The following is a 22189-nucleotide window of genomic DNA, read 5'->3' as shown; positions in this document are numbered from 1 at the left end:
CCCCTGCTCCCCTGCTCCCCTGCTCCCCTGCACAGGCTTTGAGAGGTGTGGTGAGAAATCCGGGACAATATATTGTGCCCCTACAGGTGTAGCCTATTCAATTGAAAACCGCTGTAATCCTTAGCCAGATGCGACCTAATTAATCTTAATGTCCGGTTTTTTCTTGGCAACTTGCGTTTAAATCAAAACTTTGACATTCTGTAGCTTCCAGTAATTGCCTAACCGTATTACCAGGGTGACAACTCATCAAAGTTGCCCCCATTGTAGCCAGTGTAACAACAGTAGCTAGTCCCAACAAAGTAGCTCGTTTTCTAGGTTTGAGTGTCCTGATTAAATTATCTATCCCAGTGGCACTACCAACAACTTCAATTGGCCCAAGTGCTTTTAAAGCAATAGCCGCATTAGCATAGCGACGTTTTCGGTTGCGTTCCACCATTTTCATCAACCACCGCCGGAAACGCGGACTGATTTGAGGAACTAATTGCTGGAAATTAAAGCGATAGTTATCATCAATTAATTTCCCAATCTCAACAGAACGGATATTAGTAAGTAAGCAAATCAGTGTTGCTCCTAAACTATATAAATCTGATGCCTCAGTCAGGGAATGACCAAACTGTTCCTCTGGTGGCATAAAACCTGGGGTTCCTGCTACAAAACTGCTCAGAGCTACTTTTGCACCCTGTATTCTAGCCAAACCAAAATCAACCAGATAAGCATTTAGTTGCTCATCAACCAAAATATTCTCTGGCTTGATATCCCGATGAATAATTGGCGGAATTTGCTTTTGTAGATAAACCAAAATCTCTAAAATTGACAAAGCAATTTGCTTTATTTCTTCTGGATTAAAGCCGCTCGTTAAGCCTAAAGATGGGGCATTTTTGTATTCCTGCACCAGATAAAAAGCCCCTGGCATTTCAAAAGAATCTATATAGCGGGGGATGCGAGAATGATTTAGTTGCTGCAAAATTTCGATTTCGCGCTGATATGCTTTTACACCTGATAAATCAGCATCCGCACGAGCAAAACAAAACTCTTTAATCACCACCTGTTGCTTAGAGTTAAGGACATTAGCTAAGTAAGTAATGCGTCCCCCTTCTCGGTTGCGTCCTAGTTCGCTGATAACTTGATAGCCTTGTTTGGAAAAATCTGGATGGTGATTTAAGGGAATTGCCCCTTTATGTCCATTACGCACATCAAGCTCCATTACACACCACATGAGTTTGATTCTGTCAAGGTGCAATTATAAAGATTAAGATCCACTCACCCAGATTGTTAGCCCCATTCCTACCCTGCATGGACCAAGGCGCATCGGCAGAAAGTTTCTTTGCATTTGCGTCTTGGCGCAAAATTGTTAACTTTGTGCTAGCCAATCGACAATCTGAGCATTAACTACATCTGGAACCTCATCGTGGGGACAATGACCGGCATTGGGAATGGGAACAATTTTGATGTCTTTGCCATTCTCACGCGCTTCTTCGTAAATCTTGGCCCCGGTAATTGGTGTCCAGGGATCATCAGCACCCCAAATTACTAATAGAGGACGTTCTACTTTTGGCAAAAGTTCCTCTGGACTTGGGCCGGGAGGGGCTGTGAGAATGGAGGCGAAGACTTGTTGCGCTCCTGGGTCGCAAGAGGGAGTATAAAGTAAATCGACTAATTCATCAGTGACGGCTTCACGGTTCCGGTAAACTTGGTAGAGAGTACGACGAATTTGAGCTTTTTGACGGATACGGTTATAGACAAATTTACCTGTAATTGGCGATCGCACAAACCGATTAAAAGCTGCCATGACAACACGTAGCGGCGGGTTCAATTCGTGGGGACGATGACTCAACCCACCCGCAGAGTTAATTAAAATACCACCAGCAGCAATTTCTGGATGTTCCACCAGTACTATTAAGCTCAAAAGTGCGCCGATGGAGTTGCCAATAAATACAGCAGGTTCGTGTATATGTGCTGTGCAGAAATCCTTCAGCAGCTCCACCCAAACTTCCACAGTGTAATCAATGGGCGCTTTATCGGAACCGCCAAAACCTAAAAGGTCTATGGCAAATACCTGGTAGCCAGCATCAGCTAAAACTGGGATATTTTTCCGCCAGTGTCCAATAGAAGCACCAAAGCCGTGAACCAGTACCAAAGGTCGTCCGGTACCCATGACAGTGTACTGAATTTTGTAACCCTGCCAAGTCCAAATGAATTTTTCAAAAGCGTCTTGGGTTGCAAGCTGCTGTGTCGTGACAGTCATTATTAAGATTAATAAAGTGTTTCTTTAATATAGTAATGTTCTCTGACCTCATAACTCCCTACTCCGTACAGACGCGATTAATCGCGTCTCTCCCCACTGATTAGATGTTAGTTCCATCCACCCCAAGGGATTAATAAGTCAAGGGATACCAAATACCCCTGTGACTATTTAGACGAATGGTAGTGTGAGATGAAATACATGAATCAAAATTACTTTGCTCAAATGAGCAAGTTTGTTCTAGCTGCAACCTCTGTGGCAATATTTTCGCCAATAGCTTCTGCCTATGCAACTTCAGGGTTCTCTACCACCGTCGCCCAAATATCTAATAATTCCACAAATCAACAACTTTTAGCCGATAAAAAAGTAGAAACAAGGAGTCGTACTACTACTATTGAGCGCCAAACTATCACCACAGAAAGCCGCACTAGTAGTGTTTCTGCAAAAGGGAAAAAAACAGGTTTTAGCCTTGCTATTTGGGAACCATCCGGTAACTTGTCTGAGGTGATTGCTCGCATTTCTGTCAAGAGTAAAGGTGGCAAGGGCTATTTAAAAGAGCGGTTTTTGGGTGATTACAAGTACAAGATTAAGCAAAAAGCAAAATTTGCTAAGGGGTTAAAAGCTAGCGATCGCATCGTCGTGCGATTGTATGATATTCAAAACCGCTTTATTGGCTACAGCGAATTTGAATGTTTGTCGGCAAATACTACAGTTAACCTGGTTTTGTCAGCCAAACCTACAGAATACCAAGTCGTTCGCACTGTTTATGGTGTTGATGCTGACCAAAACGGCACTATTGACGCAGGTACCACCACCTACGACTACTTCACCCAAGTTAGCGACCAACGTGTTAGTTTCCTTAGTAGTTCCCAAACTTTCCAAGGTAGTCAGTTCCAAGTAGAAGGCTTGTCAAAAATTGCAGGAACCAGCGTTTATCCCACCTCTTTCACTCAGGGTGAGTATGCTTTAGTGCGTCAGTCCTTCGTGAGCGTCTTTAGTTCCGACTTGGCAGAAGCTTTACAAGCTACTCCTGGCAGCTTGGTGCAGGTGATTGAAGTCAGCGATAACTCTAGCTACGACATCAGCCAAATGCTGATGAATTATCGCCAAGTTGGGATGTCTCGCGCTCTCCAAGTTGGGTTTTCTGATGTTTCCACAGACTATTGGGCTAAAGATTTTATTGCCGAATTGGCCTCAATGGAAATTCTCGAAGGTTTTCCTGATGGGACTTTTCGCCCGGATGCACCAGTAACTCGTGCCCAATTTGCGGCAATGCTGCGGAAAGCGTTTACCAAGGGGAAAATTCGCCAAGCGATCGCATTTAAAGATGTCTCAACTCAATATTGGGCTTACAATGCCATCAGCGAAGTTTATCAAATGGGCTTTTTAAACGCTGTTATTGGCAAAGATTTCAACCCCAGTCAAAGCCTTTCTCGCCTTGACATTTTGGTAGCATTAGCGCGGGGACTAAATTATCAAAGCAGCAGTTCTACGGACACAATCTTATCTGTTTACAGCGATGCAACTACTATTCGCCGTGAATATCGAAGTCTGATTGCTGCTCTAACACAACGCGGTATAGTCGTCAACTATCCCAATGTGAACTTGCTAAATGTTGAACGGGTAGCAACCAGGTCTGAAGTATCTGCTTTGCTATACCAAGCCCTGTCTAGCACTGGACAGGTAGCAAAAATTTCCTCACAGTACATAGTTGGACAACAACAAGTTGCAGTTGAGGAGCAGACTGAAACTTCGACCCAGGGCGTTAAACCGCGTCGCAATTGCAACCAAGGAATTGGTAATGGTGCTGAGGGCTGTGACCCAGGTAATTCCCGTCCTCACGGTGGCAGTAACGATGAAGGTGGACGCACTCCTGGTAACAGGTAATACTATTTTTTTAAGAGGCGCGATTAATCGCGTCTCTAGCTTGCTCGACTGTAAAACTAATTTCCTGACCATAGGAAATTTCTAGTGTATGACCATCTGGGTCTCGAAGATAAGCCCAGTAACCAACTGGAGGGCCCAAGTCATTTGGTCCAGCCAGCAGTATTCCCTCAGTGCGTGCCTCATTGCACAGGCGATCAATTTCCTCACGATTCGGATAAGCTACTCCAAGATGGGATTGTGGTAAAAGTGCGCCTTCTACTTTAGGTACTTTAATTAGGACAATCACAAAAGGTCTAGTCAGGTCACTAATCCAAGCAACATCTGATTGAGTCGCTTGATCAATGCGATGATGCACAACTGTCATCTGAGCATACTTTGCATAAAATGAGATACTTGCATCAACATCACTGACTGCAAGTGCAATGTGAGTCAAACCAAGATCAGACATTAAAAAAACTCCGTGTGTAGACTTGACTGGACAAATGTAAGTATTGGACTTAGTGCTTACTAAGAAAGCTGACACGATTGATAATGAAGGTAGGCGTTATCTTCACAAAATTTATGTTTTTAACTTGGTTAGACAGCAATACTTGGTTACTGGAAATCGGCGGGAAACGAATATTAATTGACCCTTGGCTGGTTGGCTCGTTAATTTTTAGTAATTTAGAATGGCTATTTAAAGGTTCGCGATCGCAAGAGCGTCCAATACCAGATAACATTGATCTGATCCTGCTATCTCAAGGTTTAGAAGACCACGCTCATCCACCAACGCTGAAGCTACTGGATCACAGCATCAAGGTTGTAGCTTCTCCCAATGCAGCCAAGGTAGTGCAGCAATTAGGTTACACCCAGGTAACGGTATTGGCTCATGGTGAAACTTTCACTTTAAATAATCAAATTGAAATTAAGGCTTTCCCCGGCTCCCCTATTGGCCCCACTCTGGTGGAAAATAGTTATCTCCTCAAAGAATTGGAGAGTGGTTTAACTGTATACTACGAGCCTCATGGGTATCATTCTCCACAACTTCAGCAAGCTGCACCTATCGATGTAGTGATTACACCATTTATTGACATGAGCCTACCTTTGCTTGGGCCGATTATTAAAGGTAAAAATAGTGCTTTAGAAGTAGTAAAGTCGTTAAAACCTCAAGTAATATTACCTACTGCGGCTGGTGGGGATGTGTCCTTTGAGGGATTACTGATGAAATTAATTCAGACTAAAGGAAATGCTGAAGAATTTCGCTCGTTACTAGAGAAAAACAATCTTTCGACGCAAGTACTTGAGCCGAAACCAGGCGATCGCTTTGAATTACCATTAGAAAAACGAGCATTAGCAATCTAAGTTAGCTCACATCTTGCATCTAGCTCTAGCGATTAGAATCAAGGTTTTCAACCCGCGCAGGCGGGTTTTGCCTATGTAGCCAAGCCAGTGCGGTCTTCTCCCAAAGGGAGAGGCTAGCGCCAAGGGGATTTCCCCATGAGCAACTGGCGTGCGACTTCTAGTCGCCAGGGCTAATTTTGTTCCATAGCTGAATTATCTTGAATATTATACACTTCTCTAATCGGAAAAGGAATTTGAATTCCTGCTTGCTGATAGCGCTTGTGTAATTTTTTAACGAATAAATGTTTACCAATACGCTGATCAAAGTATTCACTTACGCGCATATAAAGCGTAAAATCTATACTAAAATCATTAAAAGTATGAAATCTGATATATGGTTCACTTTCTTTTAATTCAGGTGCAATTTCTTGCATGACTTCTTTGGCAACTTCTACAGTTACTTTTTCAACTTGTTCCAAATCGCTATCATAACTGACACCCACATCCATTGTTAAAGTAATTTCCTTTGCGGGTAAATGATAGTTTGTGAAAATCGCAGAAGACAATTTAGAATTGGGAACAATTACTACATTATTTGAGATTTCTTTAATTGTCGTATTGCGCCAAGAAATATCTATGACATATCCTTCTTGCCCAGCATCTAATTTTACATAGTCTCCGGTTCTAACTTGCTTAGAAATAATTAAATAAAAGCCAGAAAACAAATTTGCTAAGGTATCTTGAAGTGCCAAACCAACTGCTAGACCACCAATCCCTAAAGTTGTGATTATCGGTGTAATTTGAACACCCACTGTTTGCAATATAATTAATGTTCCCAAAACTAAAACAGTAATCTTAGCAAGGTTAGAAATTAGTGATGTGGGAACTCCTTCTGTTCTGCGAATAAATAAATTAACAAAACCAGCAGTCAATCTGGCTAAGAAAAGGGTTACTGAATACAGTAGTGCGATCGTCAGCACTTTTTGCAGTACGATCGCAATATCTGGCTTAAGGGGAGAACTCAGAATTGCCCAAAAAAAACCGCCAATGACAAACCAGATAAAAGTCATGCGGTGCAGAGAGTGAAATATAATATTACCCCCGGCAATTCGTTTATTATTAACGAATGTTTCCAGTTTTTTGAAGATAACTTTTTCACCAATTAATCCAGCCAGTAAGCCAGCTAGAATAAATGCTATCGGTGTAATCCATTCCATCATATCAATTTTAAATTTGTAATTTTAGATTTAGGATAACAGCATAGTTGCTGCGATTATGGCTAAATTTTACCTTGTTAGTTGTCGGATTAGCTGTTTGAGATTTTCTGGATTATGGACTTGCCAATTGTTTACCACCCAGATTACATTGCTCCCCTACCTGAAGGACATCGCTTCCCGATGTCTAAGTTCCGACAACTCTACGAGTTACTGTTAACTGATGGTGTAGCTAATCAAGAACAGTTTTACACCCCCGAACGTCCCCCGCCAGAGTTAATAGAATTAGTCCACACCCCAAGCTACGTTAAAGCTTACTGTGAGGGAACCCTAGACCCCAAAGCACAGCGACGCATTGGTTTGCCTTGGAGTCCAGCATTAGCAAATCGTACCTGTGTAGCTGTAGGTGGTACGATACTCACTGCAAAACTGGCGCTAAGACAGGGTTTAGCTTGTAATACGGCTGGTGGAACTCATCATGCCTTTCCTAGTTATGGGTCTGGTTTTTGTATTTTCAACGATTTAGCGATCGCCTGTCGCGTTTTACAAAAATTCGGACTCGTCCAAAAAATCCTCATTGTCGATTTGGATGTCCATCAAGGAGACGGCACAGCTTTTATCTTCCAAAACGACGACAGCGTTTTTACTTTCTCCATGCACTGCGAAGTCAATTTCCCCGGTACTAAACAAAACAGCGATTTGGATGTTCCGTTGCCAGTGGGAATGGAAGATGACGCATATTTACAAACTTTGGCGAATTATGTATCAGATTTACTATCTAAAGTCAAGCCAGACTTAGTATTTTATGATGCAGGTGTTGACCCTCATATAGGCGATCGCTTAGGAAAATTAGCCTTAACAGATGCTGGCATTTTTCGCCGAGAAATGCAGGTTTTGAGTACCTGTATGAGTTGCGGTTATCCAGTTGCCTGCGTCATTGGCGGCGGTTATGCTGATGATCTGAAATCTTTAGTCTGGCGGCATTCCCTGTTGCATCGGGCCGCTAGCGAAGTTTACCATCAGTACAAACTATAGTCATTTAACGGGTAATAGTAACCGAAATCGTAAAGTTTTTAAACGCAGAGGAACGCAAAGGTACGCAGAGTATTACCAAATTTAATTCGTAGCGAATAAGACTAAAATAAACTTTGCGCTCCTCTGTGCTTACCTTTGCGTTTTTAAATTTAAACCCTATTTTGTTGGCAAAGGCAGTACTGGATGAACAACGGCAAACTCAGAATATACGAACTAGCAAAAGAATTAAATTTGGATAGCAAGAAGCTATTATTAATTTGCGAAAAGCTCAAAATTATAGTCAAAAGCCATACCAGTACAATCTCAGAATCCGATGCAGAACGTATTCGTGCAATAGCAAATAAACTAACAGCAAAATCCTCTAAAGCTAAAACAAACTCTGAAGATTGGGGCTATATGTTTATAGCTTCAGCAATTGATAGTTTTATTCGCCATCTTGAAGGTGAAGCTGCCCTGAAATCATATCCCGATTTTAGGGAGCGGCGCGATCGCGCCAATCACTTAATGTTGGAATGTGTTGGGAAAAAGCCCTCCCTATTTTACGTGCGTCGTAAAGGCGCGGGAAAAGAAGCAAGAGAAGAAATTTGGGATTTGACAATAGCAACAGACTCCGATGATTTTCCATTACCCGCAAGACTTGAGAAGCTCAGAAAAACATTAGGATTTAGAGCGGCTGTACCAAAAGATGGACGTGACGGTATAAAAATACTTTCGGCTCAGTTGTTACAACCCTCACGGGGTCACGCCGATAGCTATGCTATGGCCTGTCGCTTGCGTTTGCTACCTAAACATCAGCATCATCTCGATATTCCACCCGCAACATTGAAACGCATCGCCGCCGCGCCAGTTTGTGGCGAAAATGTGCCCACAGAAGATCAGCTTAAAGCTTGGAAAGCATTTTTGCAAATTGAGGAAAAAATCGCTAAAGCACGTCAATTTTGCGTGCGTTACGTAAGTCATAACTATAACTTCAAAAGGCGAATCAGTTTTGAAATTGATGTAGCCTCAGCCACCCTTGACGGCTTTTATCAAAATTCCCTCGAATTAGAAAACTTTTGGGAACGAGCAAGACGCACAAAAAACGAAGATTTAAAGCTTTTTGAAACTGCTCCCGTCGGCAAAAATTGGATTAGCGGTCGTCAATTAGGGACTGTTGAAGAAGTTGACCCCAACCGTTGTATTATCAGCCTCAGATTAGAACGTGACTTAGCTGAATTCATGGCAACAGAGCGTTATAAGTTGCCAGATACAGGATTTTTATGTTTTGAGGCAGTTGGTGACATCCAGCAAATTCAGCGCAAGAAAAAAGCTTTAGATGATTTGAATAATGGTTACACCCAAAACCCATATTTGGGTAACTTTTTATTCGATGCTTCTCAGGCTAGACAAATCAAAACAACTGTTGAACTTCAACCACAAGATTTGTTATTATCTTCTGCTAATCCTGGTCAGAAAGCAGCAGTAGAAAAGGTACTTGCCGCTAAGGATCTTGTTCTTATCCAAGGACCACCAGGTACTGGTAAAACTACCGTAATTGCCGAGATTTGCTATCAAATTGCCCTTCGCGGTGGACGAACATTAATCGCATCTCAAGCTAATTTAGCAGTAGATAACGCCCTGAGTCGATTAGTTCACAACCCAGTAATCAGGGCTGTACGCAAGGGGAGAGCCGAAAAAGTTGGGGAAGAAGGACAGCCATTTTTAGAAGATCAAGTGATTGGCAGATGGTTAGAAAATACAGCAAATGATTGTGAAAATAATCTTACTCAACGGCTAGAAAATATCCAAACTTTCAGTCAATTACTTGCATCATCACAAAGATTTACAGCCTACTTCCAAGCAGAGGAAGAATTCAATCAGCAACAAAGTAAATTCAATAAGAATAAGATAAAGATAGAGGCAAACTTTCAAAATCAAGAAAAATCTTACAACGAAACTGTAGAAAAACAGAACGAGGTTGAATCACTAATTGCAGGACTAGAAAATGTCCTCAATACTGCACCAAATATAAACTGGGAAGCTCCAGAAGTTACAGATTTCTTACCACTTCTTAAGCCTTACACAGAAGGTAACAGTTTTGTAGAAGAATTTTTAGCAAATGTTCGTCAAACCATAAAATATACTGATGAACTTGGCTTTGTGCGTCCGGCGCTTGGTGCTTTTGGTTTAGCGGCTTGGTTGCGTGAAACTGTAGCAAGAGAAATTTCTGGATTTAAAACTGCTTTGACTTCTGCTCAAAATGCAAGTAACGCTATATCAGAAGTTGCAGCATCAGTACAGATTGTCCAACAAAATTTCGCCTCATTAAATCAGCTACAATCAGATTATCAGAAATATCTTGCCAAACTGCAAAACATACACCAAACAATCCAGATATGGGAAAACCGCAAACGCGAAATAGATTATATTATCTCAGCAGTTAAAGAATGGAAATCTACAGCACCTTCTCTTCTCTATCAAACTTTAAAAGAATGTCATCAATCAGGTTTACCAATAACAGAGAATTTAGTAGACTTGCCGCTAGGTTTGTTGATGTTTGCTAACACATTAAAATTACCAATAGTACCAAAAATTTACAAAATCAATCTGCCAGAATGGGAGTTATTGACAAAAGCGATCGCTTATGAAATAGACGGAGGTTTTACTGATAGGCGGGGTAAACAGCATAACTTTAGCTATTTTTTACAACAAAATTTTAGTCAGATTCCAATGGTGCTATCAAAGAGCGATCGCACCCAATGGCAAGAAACCTATCAACAGTTTAACAATTATCAGCTACTCAACCCAAAACAGCGAAAATTACTGGTTGAGAATACCCAGGTTTTTTTAATTAGAATGCAACGGACTTATGGTGCATCATGGGAATGGAATAACATTGACTCTACTCTCACCCGAATTACACAAGAATTGCTAGATACAATCCTTGCAAATGCACGTCAATGTGTTTTAAAAGTAAAAACAGAAATCGATCAACAGCTTCAGCATCTCCAACGAGTATTAAACGAACTTCAAAAAAATGAAGTTAGCCAACAGCAAATATCTATTACTCAAGCTGAGGTAGAAAAATCACAGCAAGACGCTAACTTGCAGCTTGGACGAGTTATAAATATTTTACAAGAACTTAATCAACAAAATATTCCTGCTCAATTACGCATTCTAACTGAGCAATATCTTGCAACACAATCAAAGATTTGGGAGCAGCCACAAGAATTTTCAAATCAAGTTCATTCTTGGGAAACTTCCATTAGTCAATTTGAAAACTTAATTTCATTATTAGAACCCTTTGCTGTGTTGGAGATGATTAAAAATTCTCTCTATGAGCATTTATCAAAGGTACAACAAGAAAGTGAAACTTCCCTACAGCACCTTCAAGAACTACAAATTAGCCTACGCGAAATAGAACAAAAATTACAACCACAGCCATCAGGAACTTTAATAGAAGAAAGAAGCTGGTGGTTGACAGAATGGCAAGCAATACCGGATAAATTTAAATCAGAAAGATTTGCTGATGACTTGTTTAATATAGAGTTATTACGCAGCATAAATATCAGCTTTGAATCTTGGCAACAACAATTAAAAAAAGATGAAGATTATCTCAATAAATATCAAAATTTTGTACAAGATTGGATAAAAAAATTAAGGCAGCCAAATGAGCGCGATCGCGACGATTTAAGGCGCATATATCTAGATAATACCAATGTCGTCGGTATCACCTGTGTTCAAGCTGCAAATAGGGGTTTTTCGGAAGAATTCAAATCCTTTGATGTCGTCATCATTGATGAAGTTAGTAAGTGTACTCCACCAGAGCTACTAATCCCGGCCTTGAAAGGTAAAAAGTTAGTCATGGTAGGCGATCATCGGCAATTACCACCCATGCTTGATACTAGCACTGTAGAAGAAGTTGCTCAAACAATGGGTAATACACGAGATGAACTACAATTTTTAGAAGAATCACTATTTAAAAGTCAGTTTGAATCTGCTGATGAAAGCATCAAACAAATGCTAACTACACAATATCGAATGCACCCATTTATTATGGGAGCAATCAATCAGTTCTATGACGGTAAACTAGAATCTGGTATTTTGGAGCCAGACACAAAGCGCGCACATCATTTATCAGGTGAAATTATCCAAGAATCTCAGCATCTTCTTTGGGTAAAAACGCCAATAGAAAATCAGTTTTTAGAGCAACGAAATGGAACTTCTTACTTTAATACTCCAGAAATTGATGCGATTGAACTTCTGTGTCACCAATTTGAGACTACTTGGGCTTCTAAAGTTGCGAATGGTGAACCAAGAAAAGAAATTGCTGTAATTACGTTTTATGGCGCTCAATTAAGAAAAATTGATGAACGTCTGCAATCTGAACTTTTTCCTTCATTAGAAATTCGTACTGGTACGGTAGACAGATTTCAAGGGATGGAAAGACCTGTCGTAATTGTGAGTATGGTTCGCAACAATAGCAAAGGAGATGTGGGATTTGCCAAGAAGCCAGAACGGGTTAACGTTGCATTTTCTCGCGCTCAGGAACTACTAATAATTGTGGGTTGTCACAATTTATTTACCAATCAATCGGGTAAAGTTGGAAGTATGTATTCCGAAGTTTCAAATATTGTAAGTCTTCATGGAGGTTTCGTTGATGTTTCTCGCCTCTTCAGCTAAACAGATTGATTGATGACAATCTCAAGAATTTGGTACAGACAGACTGTTTCTTGATATTTGGTGCTAATTGAAGGGTACGTTTTAGTCGCAATCAAAATTTTCCTTCTTTCCATAGAACGACCTCTGTATAAACTAGTCCACTATGCATATTGGTAATATAAGCACATCAAATGCTTCAGTATATAAGAATTTTTCCATTACATACTGCCGAAACTCCCAAAATTTTGGAAAATAATAAAGTAAGTCGAGTATCACAAGACTCACTTGATTTCCTCATTTCTTCTAGGAAAATATGACTCATTCTTTCCTTGAACGCCTGCGTAGTCCAGATAGACCAGTCCTCGTCTTCGACGGGGCGATGGGAACCAACCTCCAAACCCAAAACCTTACGGCTGAAGACTTCGGCGGCCCACAGTATGAAGGTTGTAACGAATACTTAGTTCACACTAAACCTGAAGCTGTGGCTAAGGTTCACCGCGACTTTCTCGCCGCTGGTGCAGATGTAATTGAAACCGATACCTTTGGCAGTACGTCCCTGGTGCTGGCAGAATATGACTTGGCAAACCAAGCTTATTACCTCAGCAAGACAGCCGCAGAATTGGCGAAGCGTGTCGCGGCGGAATTTTCCACGCCAGAAAAACCCCGGTTTGTGGCAGGTTCTATTGGTCCCACAACGAAACTACCAACTTTGGGACATATTGACTTTGACACCATGAAAGCTACTTTTGCCGAACAAGCAGAAGCGCTGTGGGATGGTGGTGTCGATTTATTCCTGGTGGAAACTTGCCAAGATGTGTTGCAAATTAAAGCGGCGCTGAATGGTATTGAAGAAGTATTTGCCAAAAAAGGCGATCGCAGACCGTTGATGGTGTCTGTGACAATGGAAAGCATGGGCACAATGTTGGTTGGTTCAGAAATCAGTGCTGTGCTGACAATTCTGGAACCTTACCCAATTGACATTCTCGGTCTAAACTGTGCCACTGGCCCAGACTTGATGAAACCACATATCAAGTATCTGGCAGAACATTCACCTTTCATCGTTTCCTGTATTCCCAACGCGGGTTTACCTGAGAACGTCGGCGGTCAAGCGCACTACCGCCTGACACCGTTAGAATTACGGATGTCATTGATGCATTTTGTTGAAGATTTGGGTGTCCAAGTGATCGGGGGTTGCTGTGGGACGCGTCCAGAACACATTCAACAATTGGCAGAAGTAGCTAAAGGTCTGAAGCCAAAAGTTAGACATCCTAGCTTAGAACCAGCAGCAGCATCAATTTACACCACTCAGCCATACGACCAAGACAATTCTTTCTTGATTGTCGGCGAACGCCTCAACGCCAGTGGTTCCAAGAAGTGCCGCGATTTGCTAAATGCGGAAGATTGGGATGGACTCGTTTCAATGGCGAGGGCGCAAGTAAAAGAAGGCGCACATATCCTTGATGTCAACGTCGATTATGTAGGACGTGACGGTGTGCGGGATATGCACGAATTAGTTTCGCGCATTGTTAATAATGTGACACTGCCTTTAATGCTTGACTCTACCGAATGGGAAAAGATGGAGGCGGGTTTAAAGGTTGCCGGTGGTAAGTGTTTGCTGAACTCCACTAACTACGAAGATGGGGAACCGCGTTTTTTGAAAGTGCTGGAGTTAGCGAAAAAGTACGGTGCTGGTGTAGTCATTGGTACTATCGATGAAGATGGGATGGCAAGGACAGCAGACAAAAAGTTTGCGATCGCACAACGCGCATACCGCCAAGCTGTAGAATACGGCATACCACCCACAGAAATATTCTTTGATACCCTAGCGTTACCTATTTCCACCGGGATTGAAGAAGACCGAGAAAACGGTAAAGCGACAATTGAATCCATTCGGCGCATTCGTGAAGGATTGCCTGGATGTCATGTAATTTTGGGTGTTTCCAATATTTCCTTTGGTTTGAATCCAGCCTCGCGGATGGTTCTAAACTCAGTATTTTTGCACGAAGCGACGACGGCGGGAATGGATGCAGCCATTGTCAGCGCTAACAAAATTTTACCGCTCTCTAAGATTGAAGAACGCCATCAAGAAATCTGTCGCCAGTTGATTTATGATGAGCGAAAATTTGAAGGTAATGTTTGCGTTTACGATCCCTTGGGAGAGCTTACCACAGTATTTGCTGGGGTGACAACAAAACGCGATCGCTCCTTAGATGAAAGTCTTCCCATCCCAGAACGCCTCAAGCGTCACATCATCGACGGCGAACGCATTGGCTTAGAAGAACATCTCAAAAAAGCCTTAGAAGAACATCCCCCCTTGGAGATTATCAACACCTTCCTGCTAGATGGCATGAAAGTTGTCGGGGAATTATTCGGTTCTGGACAAATGCAGTTACCCTTCGTCTTGCAATCTGCGGAAACCATGAAAGCGGCAGTTGCGTTTCTAGAACCGTTCATGGAAAAATCAGAATCAGGCAACAATGCCAAGGGAACCTTTATCATTGCCACAGTCAAAGGCGATGTCCACGACATTGGTAAAAACTTGGTAGATATCATCTTATCTAACAACGGCTACAAGGTGATTAACCTGGGAATTAAACAGCCGGTAGAAAACATCATCAACGCTTACGAACAGCACAAAGCTGATTGTATTGCCATGAGTGGTTTGCTGGTGAAATCCACCGCCTTTATGAAAGAGAACTTGGAGGTATTCAACGAAAAGGGAATTAGTGTCCCCGTAATTTTAGGTGGTGCGGCGCTGACTCCCAAATTTGTGCATGAAGATTGCCAGAACACTTACAAAGGTAAGGTTGTTTATGGCAAAGATGCCTTTTCTGACTTGCACTTCATGGATAAATTAATGCCAGCAAAGGCTGCTGGTAACTGGGAAGATTTGCAGGGATTTTTGAATGAAGTCGAAACTGCTGAAGTTTCGACCAATGGTAATAAAGAATCAGTAACTACAACTGCTGAGGAAACATCTGCGGAACCAAAAGTAGTAGATACGAGACGTTCTGAAGCTGTGGCTGTAGATATTGAACGTCCAACACCGCCTTTCTGGGGAACGCAGTTATTGCAGCCTAGCGATATTCCCATTGAGGAAATATTCTGGCATTTAGATTTACAAGCTTTAATTGCTGGACAATGGCAATTCCGCAAACCAAAGGAACAATCTAAGGAAGAATATCAGGCTTTCTTAGTTGAGAAAGTGTACCCAGTTTTAGAAACTTGGAAACAGCGGATTCTTGAGGAAAATCTGTTGCATCCCCAGGTGATTTATGGGTATTTCCCTTGTCAATCTGAGGGGAATTCTCTACATATATATGACTCAGAAAACCAATCACAACAGGTTGCAACTTTCGAGTTTCCCAGACAGAAGTCTTTAAGACGGCTGTGCATAGCAGATTTCTTTGCACCAAAGGAGTCAGGAATTATTGATGTGTTCCCGATGCAGGCGGTGACTGTAGGGGAGATTGCAACAGAGTTCGCCCAAAAGTTGTTTGCAAATAATCAATACACAGATTATCTGTATTTTCACGGTATGGCGGTGCAGGTGGCGGAGGCTGTGGCGGAGTGGACACACGCCAGAATTCGCCGAGAGTTAGGTTTTCCTGCTGAAGAACCCGATAATATTCGGGATATATTGGCACAACGCTATCGTGGCTCACGGTATAGCTTTGGGTATCCAGCTTGTCCAAATATCCAAGACCAGTACAAGCAACTGGAGTTATTGCAGACTGACAGAATTAACTTGTATATGGATGAAAGTGAACAACTTTATCCAGAACAGTCTACCACTGCGATTATTGCTTACCACCCACTAGCAAAATACTTTAGCGCGTAGAACCCCATCCCCCCTTCCTCGCTTCTAGGAAGAGGGGAATTATGGTGGTTCCCAATTGCACTGAATACAGCAGTTTTGGTAGGCTGCGTTAGCCTTTGGCTAACGCACCGCTTTACTTAAATTCTAGTATTCGATGGTTGTGCTGGGTTAGGCGCTAGTAGCAAGCCATTACAAAAAACCTTGAAGTCTAGAAAGTAGATTTATGTATGGTTTTCACAAGCATTGCTCCCTGCATCCATAAATGCGTAGCAGTTCCCCACAGGATAACAAGAATTGCTATACAAGCTAGTAAATAATTAGTAATTAACGAAAGGGATGTCGAACAACAAGATACCCGACTTCTTTAAAAAGTCGGGTATATGAGCCGAACATCTGATTATTTTTCACCCAATTGATATCTTTCCTTTAACGGTGGGTATTATAAGTTTACTTTGCTAACAACATCTTCATAAATTTGCCTTCAAATAAAATACATTTCCGCAATTGTACTGTGAAGTTATGCTCTTATTCCTTATGCAACTTGAATTAAATAATTATGAAAAAATCAGTGTTTACCGAATAAATAAACAATTTATAAATGATATAACTTTAAATAAATTGTCTTTTGTTGTAGTTACTTGATTTGGAACTTATTAAAACCAGATGCACTAGTTAGAGAAATATAGTCTCATATTTAGCCTGTAAAAAAGCTTTGCAGGCTAAATATGAGAGATGTCGAAAAAATACAAAAACCGCTAAAAGTCACTTGACAGGGAAGCAGCTATGTCTCGAAAACGTCAGCTAGTCAAGGCAATTCAAAAAACCTTCAAACAAATTAGCAAGCAATTCTTATCTGCAATTAACAAGCAAATTATTTGGCTTCTGCGAGCTTCTTTTGGCACGAAGAGAAGACGCGGATCGGCAAATGCTGGCTTTGTGTTACCAACAGTAGCGATGGTAACGTTGGTAGTTGTACTGTTAACAACTGCAATTTTATTCCGGTCTTTTGAACGCTCCAAAAATGCTAGTAATGTTCGGGTGAATGAAGCGACAATACAAGCTGCTACCCCTGCTCTAGAGAGAGCTAAAGCCAAAATCACTGCACTATTTGCCGACCCGACTCTGCCACGTTCTGTTCCATCAAACGTAACACTATACAGTACCTTAACTAATAAACTTCCTGTCTATACGTTTGGTGATGAAACTCCCATAAGCCTGCCTTATGACCTTGATAGAGACGATACGATTGAAGCAGATAGTAGTGTCATTTTAGAGAATAAAGAAAACTTACAAACAGCCTGGAAATTTCCTGCCGATACAGATAATAATGGTAAATTTGATAGCTTTATTCTCTACGGTATCTACTTCCGCACTCCCCCCCAAACTGGTACAACTCAAGAGAGAAAGAGAAGTCCACTGGATGCTAGAACGCCTCCTATGCTACCAGCTAAGGCAGGTGGAGCTTGTGATGTAGCTGGTGAGACTAGTGCCAGCTTGGTAGGCGCTTCTGGTTGGTATAAGTTACCAACTGGTGAATTGAAAAAAAGCTTTTTCGTATATACAGCAACGGTTCCCATTAGTGATATTACCCAAGCTACTCTTCTTGATACAACTAAATATGAGAAGTATCAGGGTAACAAGGGTTTCTCGGCTTTAGAAATGCAACAAGACCGTAGTCAAGTTCCCATTACTAATAATGCTGTTGTTTATGAAGATGACTTAGATATTACACCTGGTCCTAGATTTCGTTTGAATGGGCGCATTTTTACCAACAGTAATCTATTGATGGGTAGAAGTAATCAAAATATTACGCTATTCCAGGTCAGCAGTAGATATTCTTGTTATTACGAGCGAGAAAATGGCAGAATAGTTGTTGGTGGTAATGTTGCAGGTAATGGGCCAATAAGTGCTTCAGATATTGGGGCAGTTCAAGTAGATTTATTTAGAGAAAATGATGTCCCTACACAAACATCACTTGCAAGTACAAATAAATCTACCTCGAATAACCCAAATCAAATTGCTTATAACAGTCAGGCTTATGCTCAACGAATCGACTTGTTAGTAAATGCACAATTCGCTCACGCTACAACTACTGACCCCCAAGAGGTCGAAGATAATAAAAGCAAGCGGATTGCAGCCGACCCAAGTTTAGATTCTAACAAGGTACGTCGAGAAGAACTGGAAATCTACTTCAAAAAACGTACCCGACGCGTACCATTTAATGAAGTACCTTATGGTACTGATGGTGTTGGTAGTTTTACTACAGCAAATGTTCTCGCAGGATATGACAGTTCAGCAAGAAGTAACGCATTACGTCCACCAGATAGCTGGATATATCCCACGAATACCAATACAACACTAACGCTAACTACATCAGAGTTACCTGCTACAGACCCAGCAACCTTAGAAACTTCTCCTGTCATAGAATCACGCTTAGGCGATCGCATTGTAGTAGGTAACAATTTACCTGAACTCAGATGGGACAGCACAAAAGGAATTTTTGTCGGAGAGGAAGAACCTGAAACTATTACTGGTGTGAAATGGACAGGTAGCACTACTAAAGATCGTACTCGTACTACTAGCGTCAAACAATTGGCAGATTTAGGGGTGACTGGACGTGACGGATTCTGGGAAATAGCAGCCGCTTCACCCCGCGCTGATGCTCTTGATGTAGTTGGTGGATTACGAGTAGTTACAGGTGCAGGAATTTATAGAAGTACAGGTTCTGGACTACCTACTACTTCATCATTAGTAGTCTGGCCTGACACTATGCCCATGCTAGTGCCTGATCCTGCTAATCCTATCGACGGTACTCCAACACGTGGGCATTTGGTGATGCGTGCCACAGCAGTTTATCACTACAACCGTGATTCCTATGATCCTCAGGCGACTATAGCAGATCATTATCAAGAACCTATAGCCTGTGTCAGCAGCTATTACAATCCCACTAATCAGACAACAGCAACCACAAACACCTACGATCCCCTCGTTTCAACAACAGCAGCAGCTTCTAATAATGGGATCGTTTACGAAATTTCCGATACTACATCTGATGAAATAACTAGAGGACAGACGCTAACCAGTGGGTTGTTTACAACTGCGGGGAATGCTGATGATGTAACGAACACTGCTGTAGCTTTGCTAGATCGCTTAAAGTATCAAGCCAACTTGACATTTCCCAACGGTCGTTTTGTAAATCCGCTACTGCGGCAAGCACTACTCAAAGCAACAGATAAAGACCTCACATTATCTGAGCAATCAGCAATTGATTCGACAATTTGTGCAATAGAAATTGCCGATGGAACTCTCTCAACGAGTGAAACTTATGTTCCTAATGATGCAATTAAGGAAACTACATTTCTTGATGCCAGACAAATTAAAGCTATAGATAAAGGTGGCACATTAACCGGAAACTACAATTTAGAAGTTGAACAGCGCCAACCTTTAGAAATTCGTGCCACTGTCATAGATTTAAATAAGCTTCGCACAACTTCAATCGCTGGTACTTGGTCTAACGAATATCTGTTACCTAATAGTGGCATTATCTATGCATCTCGTGATGATGCTCAAAAAGATGCCAGTAACTCAAGTGAAAATGTCAGTGCTACTGACTACAGGCTTGATCCAGAGCGGCGACCCAACGCCATTATGTTGATTAATGGCAGTGACTTGAGCCGCGAAAACAATTACAGAGCAGAAGAAAAAGGCTTAGTTTTAGCAACTGACCTGCCAGCTTATGTTAAAGGCAATTTTAATCTGCATACCAAGCAAGAATTTAAAGATGCGGGTCTTTTACCTCCTCCCAGTGATGCTACTTACGATAGTAAATTTTACACTCGCGCTGCGGCAAATCGCGATCCTGACTTTGCTTGTCGGCCGGCAGACTCTAGACTACCCAATTGCACAACTGGAGAAACCTGGCGATCAGCATCAGTAATTGCTGATGCTGTTACCTTGCTTTCTGGTAACTTCCGCGAAGGTTTTCGCAATGAGGGTGATTACGACTTGCGAAATAACCAAGGAAGTGACCCTAACATCGTACTCAGCCGCCTGAGGGTGGGTTTCTGGAATAACAACTTCGTCACTTCATCTAAATTCTTCACTGACTCTGGTGGTGATACCTACTACAAGGGTACTCCCACTGGTACTGACAATAACAGTTCTTACTTGAACAACTTTGTCACACCCATTCAGCGGCGAGGAAGTTTCCCAGAATATGTCATGGAAATGTGCTTCAGGATACCAGTTTCACAATGTGAACCAGGTGACTGGTATGTGGGTTTAGATAATGATAATGATGAAACCAATGATCAAGATCCAACCAATGGTTTGGAGATAGCAGACATCTTCAAAAGGTCTAGTCAAGTAATAGATGCAGATCCTAACAACCTCTTAGCTGGTACAACTGCGCGATCGCCAAGGGCTGGTTTTGAAGGATTTGCTCGTAGGGTTGCGTTCAAACGTAAATACGATATACTAACAACCGATCCTAATTATGCTTCTGATTTTGCCAAGCTGGCTAATGCTTCAAATGTGGCTTTCAGCAGTTTTAATCAAGGTACTCCCATTCCGCTAGGTATTAAATCAAGTGTAGTAAAAGAACTGCCGCTAGTTATCACATCTGGTGCAGTAGAACCAGCTAGTATACCTGACATAGCGCCTAATGCGCTATGGTTTGCAACCACAACAAGTACTTCTACTACCGCACCAGTGTTCAACACTAGTGAGATAAAATACGATAACACTCATCGTATATTCTACAGGTATCCTCAATTACCAGCTTCTGGTTCGCTTAGGGATTTCCCCGGAGCCACATCGCCATTCACGACTACACCCATTAGAAATGCGTTGTACCAGCCGCTATTAGAACCTGTATTGCAATTACAGGTAACAACCACTACAGGACCTCAAGATCAAGATTACGCCAGTTTAGCAGGAGGATTATCCACTGTCGTTAAAAATACTAGATGGTTGTCTAAGGCAAGTGAAACAACTTTTAATCTAGTAATTGCAGCTGGTGATACTCCGGCTCGTGTGGGTGCAACTAGCTACGAAATCAATGGGGGTTTGCATAACTTTGTGCGTTTCTTAGAAAATTGGGATGGGGTTAATGCCAATATCAACGGTTCATTCATCCAATTTAAACGCAGTATCTATGCTACTGCACCGTTCCAAGTTCTTGTCAGACCAGGACCAACAACTGCTCCTGCAACCTCTTCTAACCCTAATGCTCTTACTGCCACTGCCAATAACAGTATCTTTATTAGAATTCTGAATTCTAATAGACCTGGTTACACATCAGATAGTACTTCTATAGGTAGTAGTCCTGCTGGGGAAGCGCCTTATTATATGCCTCCTAACCGTAACTGGGGTTTTGATGTGGCGTTACTGGCGCAAAATCCCGACTTGTTTGCCCAGCGTTTTGTAATTCCAGCAACAGATCCTCCAAATGAATACTTCAGAGAAGTAGGTCGGGATGACCTTTGGGTGAAAACTCTGTTATGTGGTGTCCAAACTGAAGCAGCGGATGGGTTTGAGGATGCTCCCAGCGACTACTTTGGCACTACTGACTCTGGCGACAGTTTAAAATTTGCACTACCTGAAAGTGAACGTCCTGGTGACTGCAAACTCCAACCATCATAGTCATCTATCTCATTAATTTTGCAAGGTTTGTAGTGAGCGATAAATCGCTCAATTTTAAGCACTGAAGTGCTTAAAATTCCAGGACTAAAGTCCTGACTACAAACTTATCTAACCTTCAAAACTAATGATATGAACTACTAGTGGTCTGTCCCATTAATTTTGCGGGGTTATAATCAAGTGTGATTAAATAGCAATGTGGATGCATTGGTATTCACAAGCAGACAAGCGATCGCAGAAGAAGGAAAAAGGGTGTATGAGCAAAAAGTATCAAATTAATCTGAGTGAATCACAGAGGGAAGAACTACTGGCTCTAGTCAAAAAGGGTTCAGCAAAAGCCAGAGAAATTCGGCGTGCACACACATTACTAATGGCTGCGGATGGCAAGAC

At 41.7% G+C, this 22189-nt stretch carries 11 protein-coding genes; 7 read left to right on the top strand and 4 right to left on the bottom strand.

Going from position 1 to position 22189, the window contains the following annotated elements; genetic code table 11:
- Positions 1 to 145: 145 nt before the first annotated feature.
- Both F8R90_RS01820 and F8R90_RS01815 read right to left on the bottom strand, forming a co-directional pair.
- Positions 146 to 1204 carry a serine/threonine protein kinase gene (locus tag F8R90_RS01820; protein ID WP_196509062.1) on the bottom strand — a complete coding sequence of 353 codons (1059 nt, stop codon included), beginning with the start codon at positions 1202 to 1204 and terminating at the stop codon, positions 146 to 148.
- A 147-nt stretch (positions 1205 to 1351) separates the two neighbouring features.
- Positions 1352 to 2245, bottom strand: coding sequence for an alpha/beta fold hydrolase (locus F8R90_RS01815; RefSeq protein ID WP_196509059.1), 894 nt, complete (start codon positions 2243 to 2245; stop codon positions 1352 to 1354).
- 198 nt (positions 2246 to 2443) lie between these two features.
- Here F8R90_RS01815 and F8R90_RS01810 point away from each other — a divergent pair, with 198 nt between their 5' ends.
- Positions 2444 to 4129: an S-layer homology domain-containing protein gene (locus tag F8R90_RS01810; protein ID WP_196509056.1), complete on the top strand. Its 1686-nt coding sequence runs from the start codon at positions 2444 to 2446 to the stop codon at positions 4127 to 4129.
- A 10-nt stretch (positions 4130 to 4139) separates the two neighbouring features.
- On the opposite strand, the gene F8R90_RS01805 is transcribed toward F8R90_RS01810, so the two are convergent.
- On the bottom strand, positions 4140 to 4577 hold the full coding sequence (locus F8R90_RS01805) for a VOC family protein (RefSeq protein ID WP_196509054.1): 438 nt from the start codon (positions 4575 to 4577) through the stop codon (positions 4140 to 4142).
- Positions 4578 to 4690: 113 nt separating this feature from the next.
- On the opposite strand from F8R90_RS01805, the gene F8R90_RS01800 reads away from it, so the two are divergent.
- Complete coding sequence (locus F8R90_RS01800) at positions 4691 to 5470, top strand: MBL fold metallo-hydrolase (RefSeq protein WP_196509052.1); 780 nt, start codon at positions 4691 to 4693, stop codon at positions 5468 to 5470.
- 170 nt (positions 5471 to 5640) lie between these two features.
- Here F8R90_RS01800 and F8R90_RS01795 read toward each other — a convergent pair whose 3' ends face one another.
- Entirely contained in the window at positions 5641 to 6669 is a 1029-nt protein-coding gene (locus F8R90_RS01795; protein ID WP_196509049.1) for a mechanosensitive ion channel family protein, read from the bottom strand.
- Positions 6670 to 6780: 111 nt separating this feature from the next.
- Here F8R90_RS01795 and F8R90_RS01790 point away from each other — a divergent pair, with 111 nt between their 5' ends.
- The 5 genes from F8R90_RS01790 to F8R90_RS01770 form a co-directional block, all read left to right on the top strand.
- A complete protein-coding gene (locus F8R90_RS01790; RefSeq protein WP_196509047.1) occupies positions 6781 to 7698 on the top strand; it encodes a histone deacetylase family protein in 918 nt (305 codons plus the stop codon).
- A gap of 183 nt (positions 7699 to 7881) precedes the next feature.
- Positions 7882 to 12360, top strand: a complete 4479-nt coding sequence (locus F8R90_RS01785; RefSeq protein ID WP_196509045.1) for a translation initiation factor IF-2 N-terminal domain-containing protein — start codon at positions 7882 to 7884, stop codon at positions 12358 to 12360.
- Between the two features lie 292 nt (positions 12361 to 12652).
- Positions 12653 to 16180, top strand: coding sequence for a methionine synthase (gene metH, locus F8R90_RS01780; RefSeq protein ID WP_196509043.1), 3528 nt, complete (start codon positions 12653 to 12655; stop codon positions 16178 to 16180).
- A 762-nt stretch (positions 16181 to 16942) separates the two neighbouring features.
- A complete protein-coding gene (hpsA, locus tag F8R90_RS01775; protein ID WP_196509041.1) occupies positions 16943 to 21802 on the top strand; it encodes a hormogonium polysaccharide biosynthesis protein HpsA in 4860 nt (1619 codons plus the stop codon).
- A 199-nt stretch (positions 21803 to 22001) separates the two neighbouring features.
- The coding region (locus tag F8R90_RS01770; RefSeq protein WP_442946731.1) for a hypothetical protein at positions 22002 to 22189 on the top strand (188 nt) is incomplete at its 3' end.

Origin of the sequence: Nostoc sp. NZL (assembly GCF_015714705.1) — a bacterium.
Taxonomy (GTDB): Bacteria; Cyanobacteriota; Cyanobacteriia; order Cyanobacteriales; family Nostocaceae; genus Nostoc; species Nostoc foliaceum_A.
This window is presented reverse-complemented; position numbering and strand designations above follow the sequence as displayed.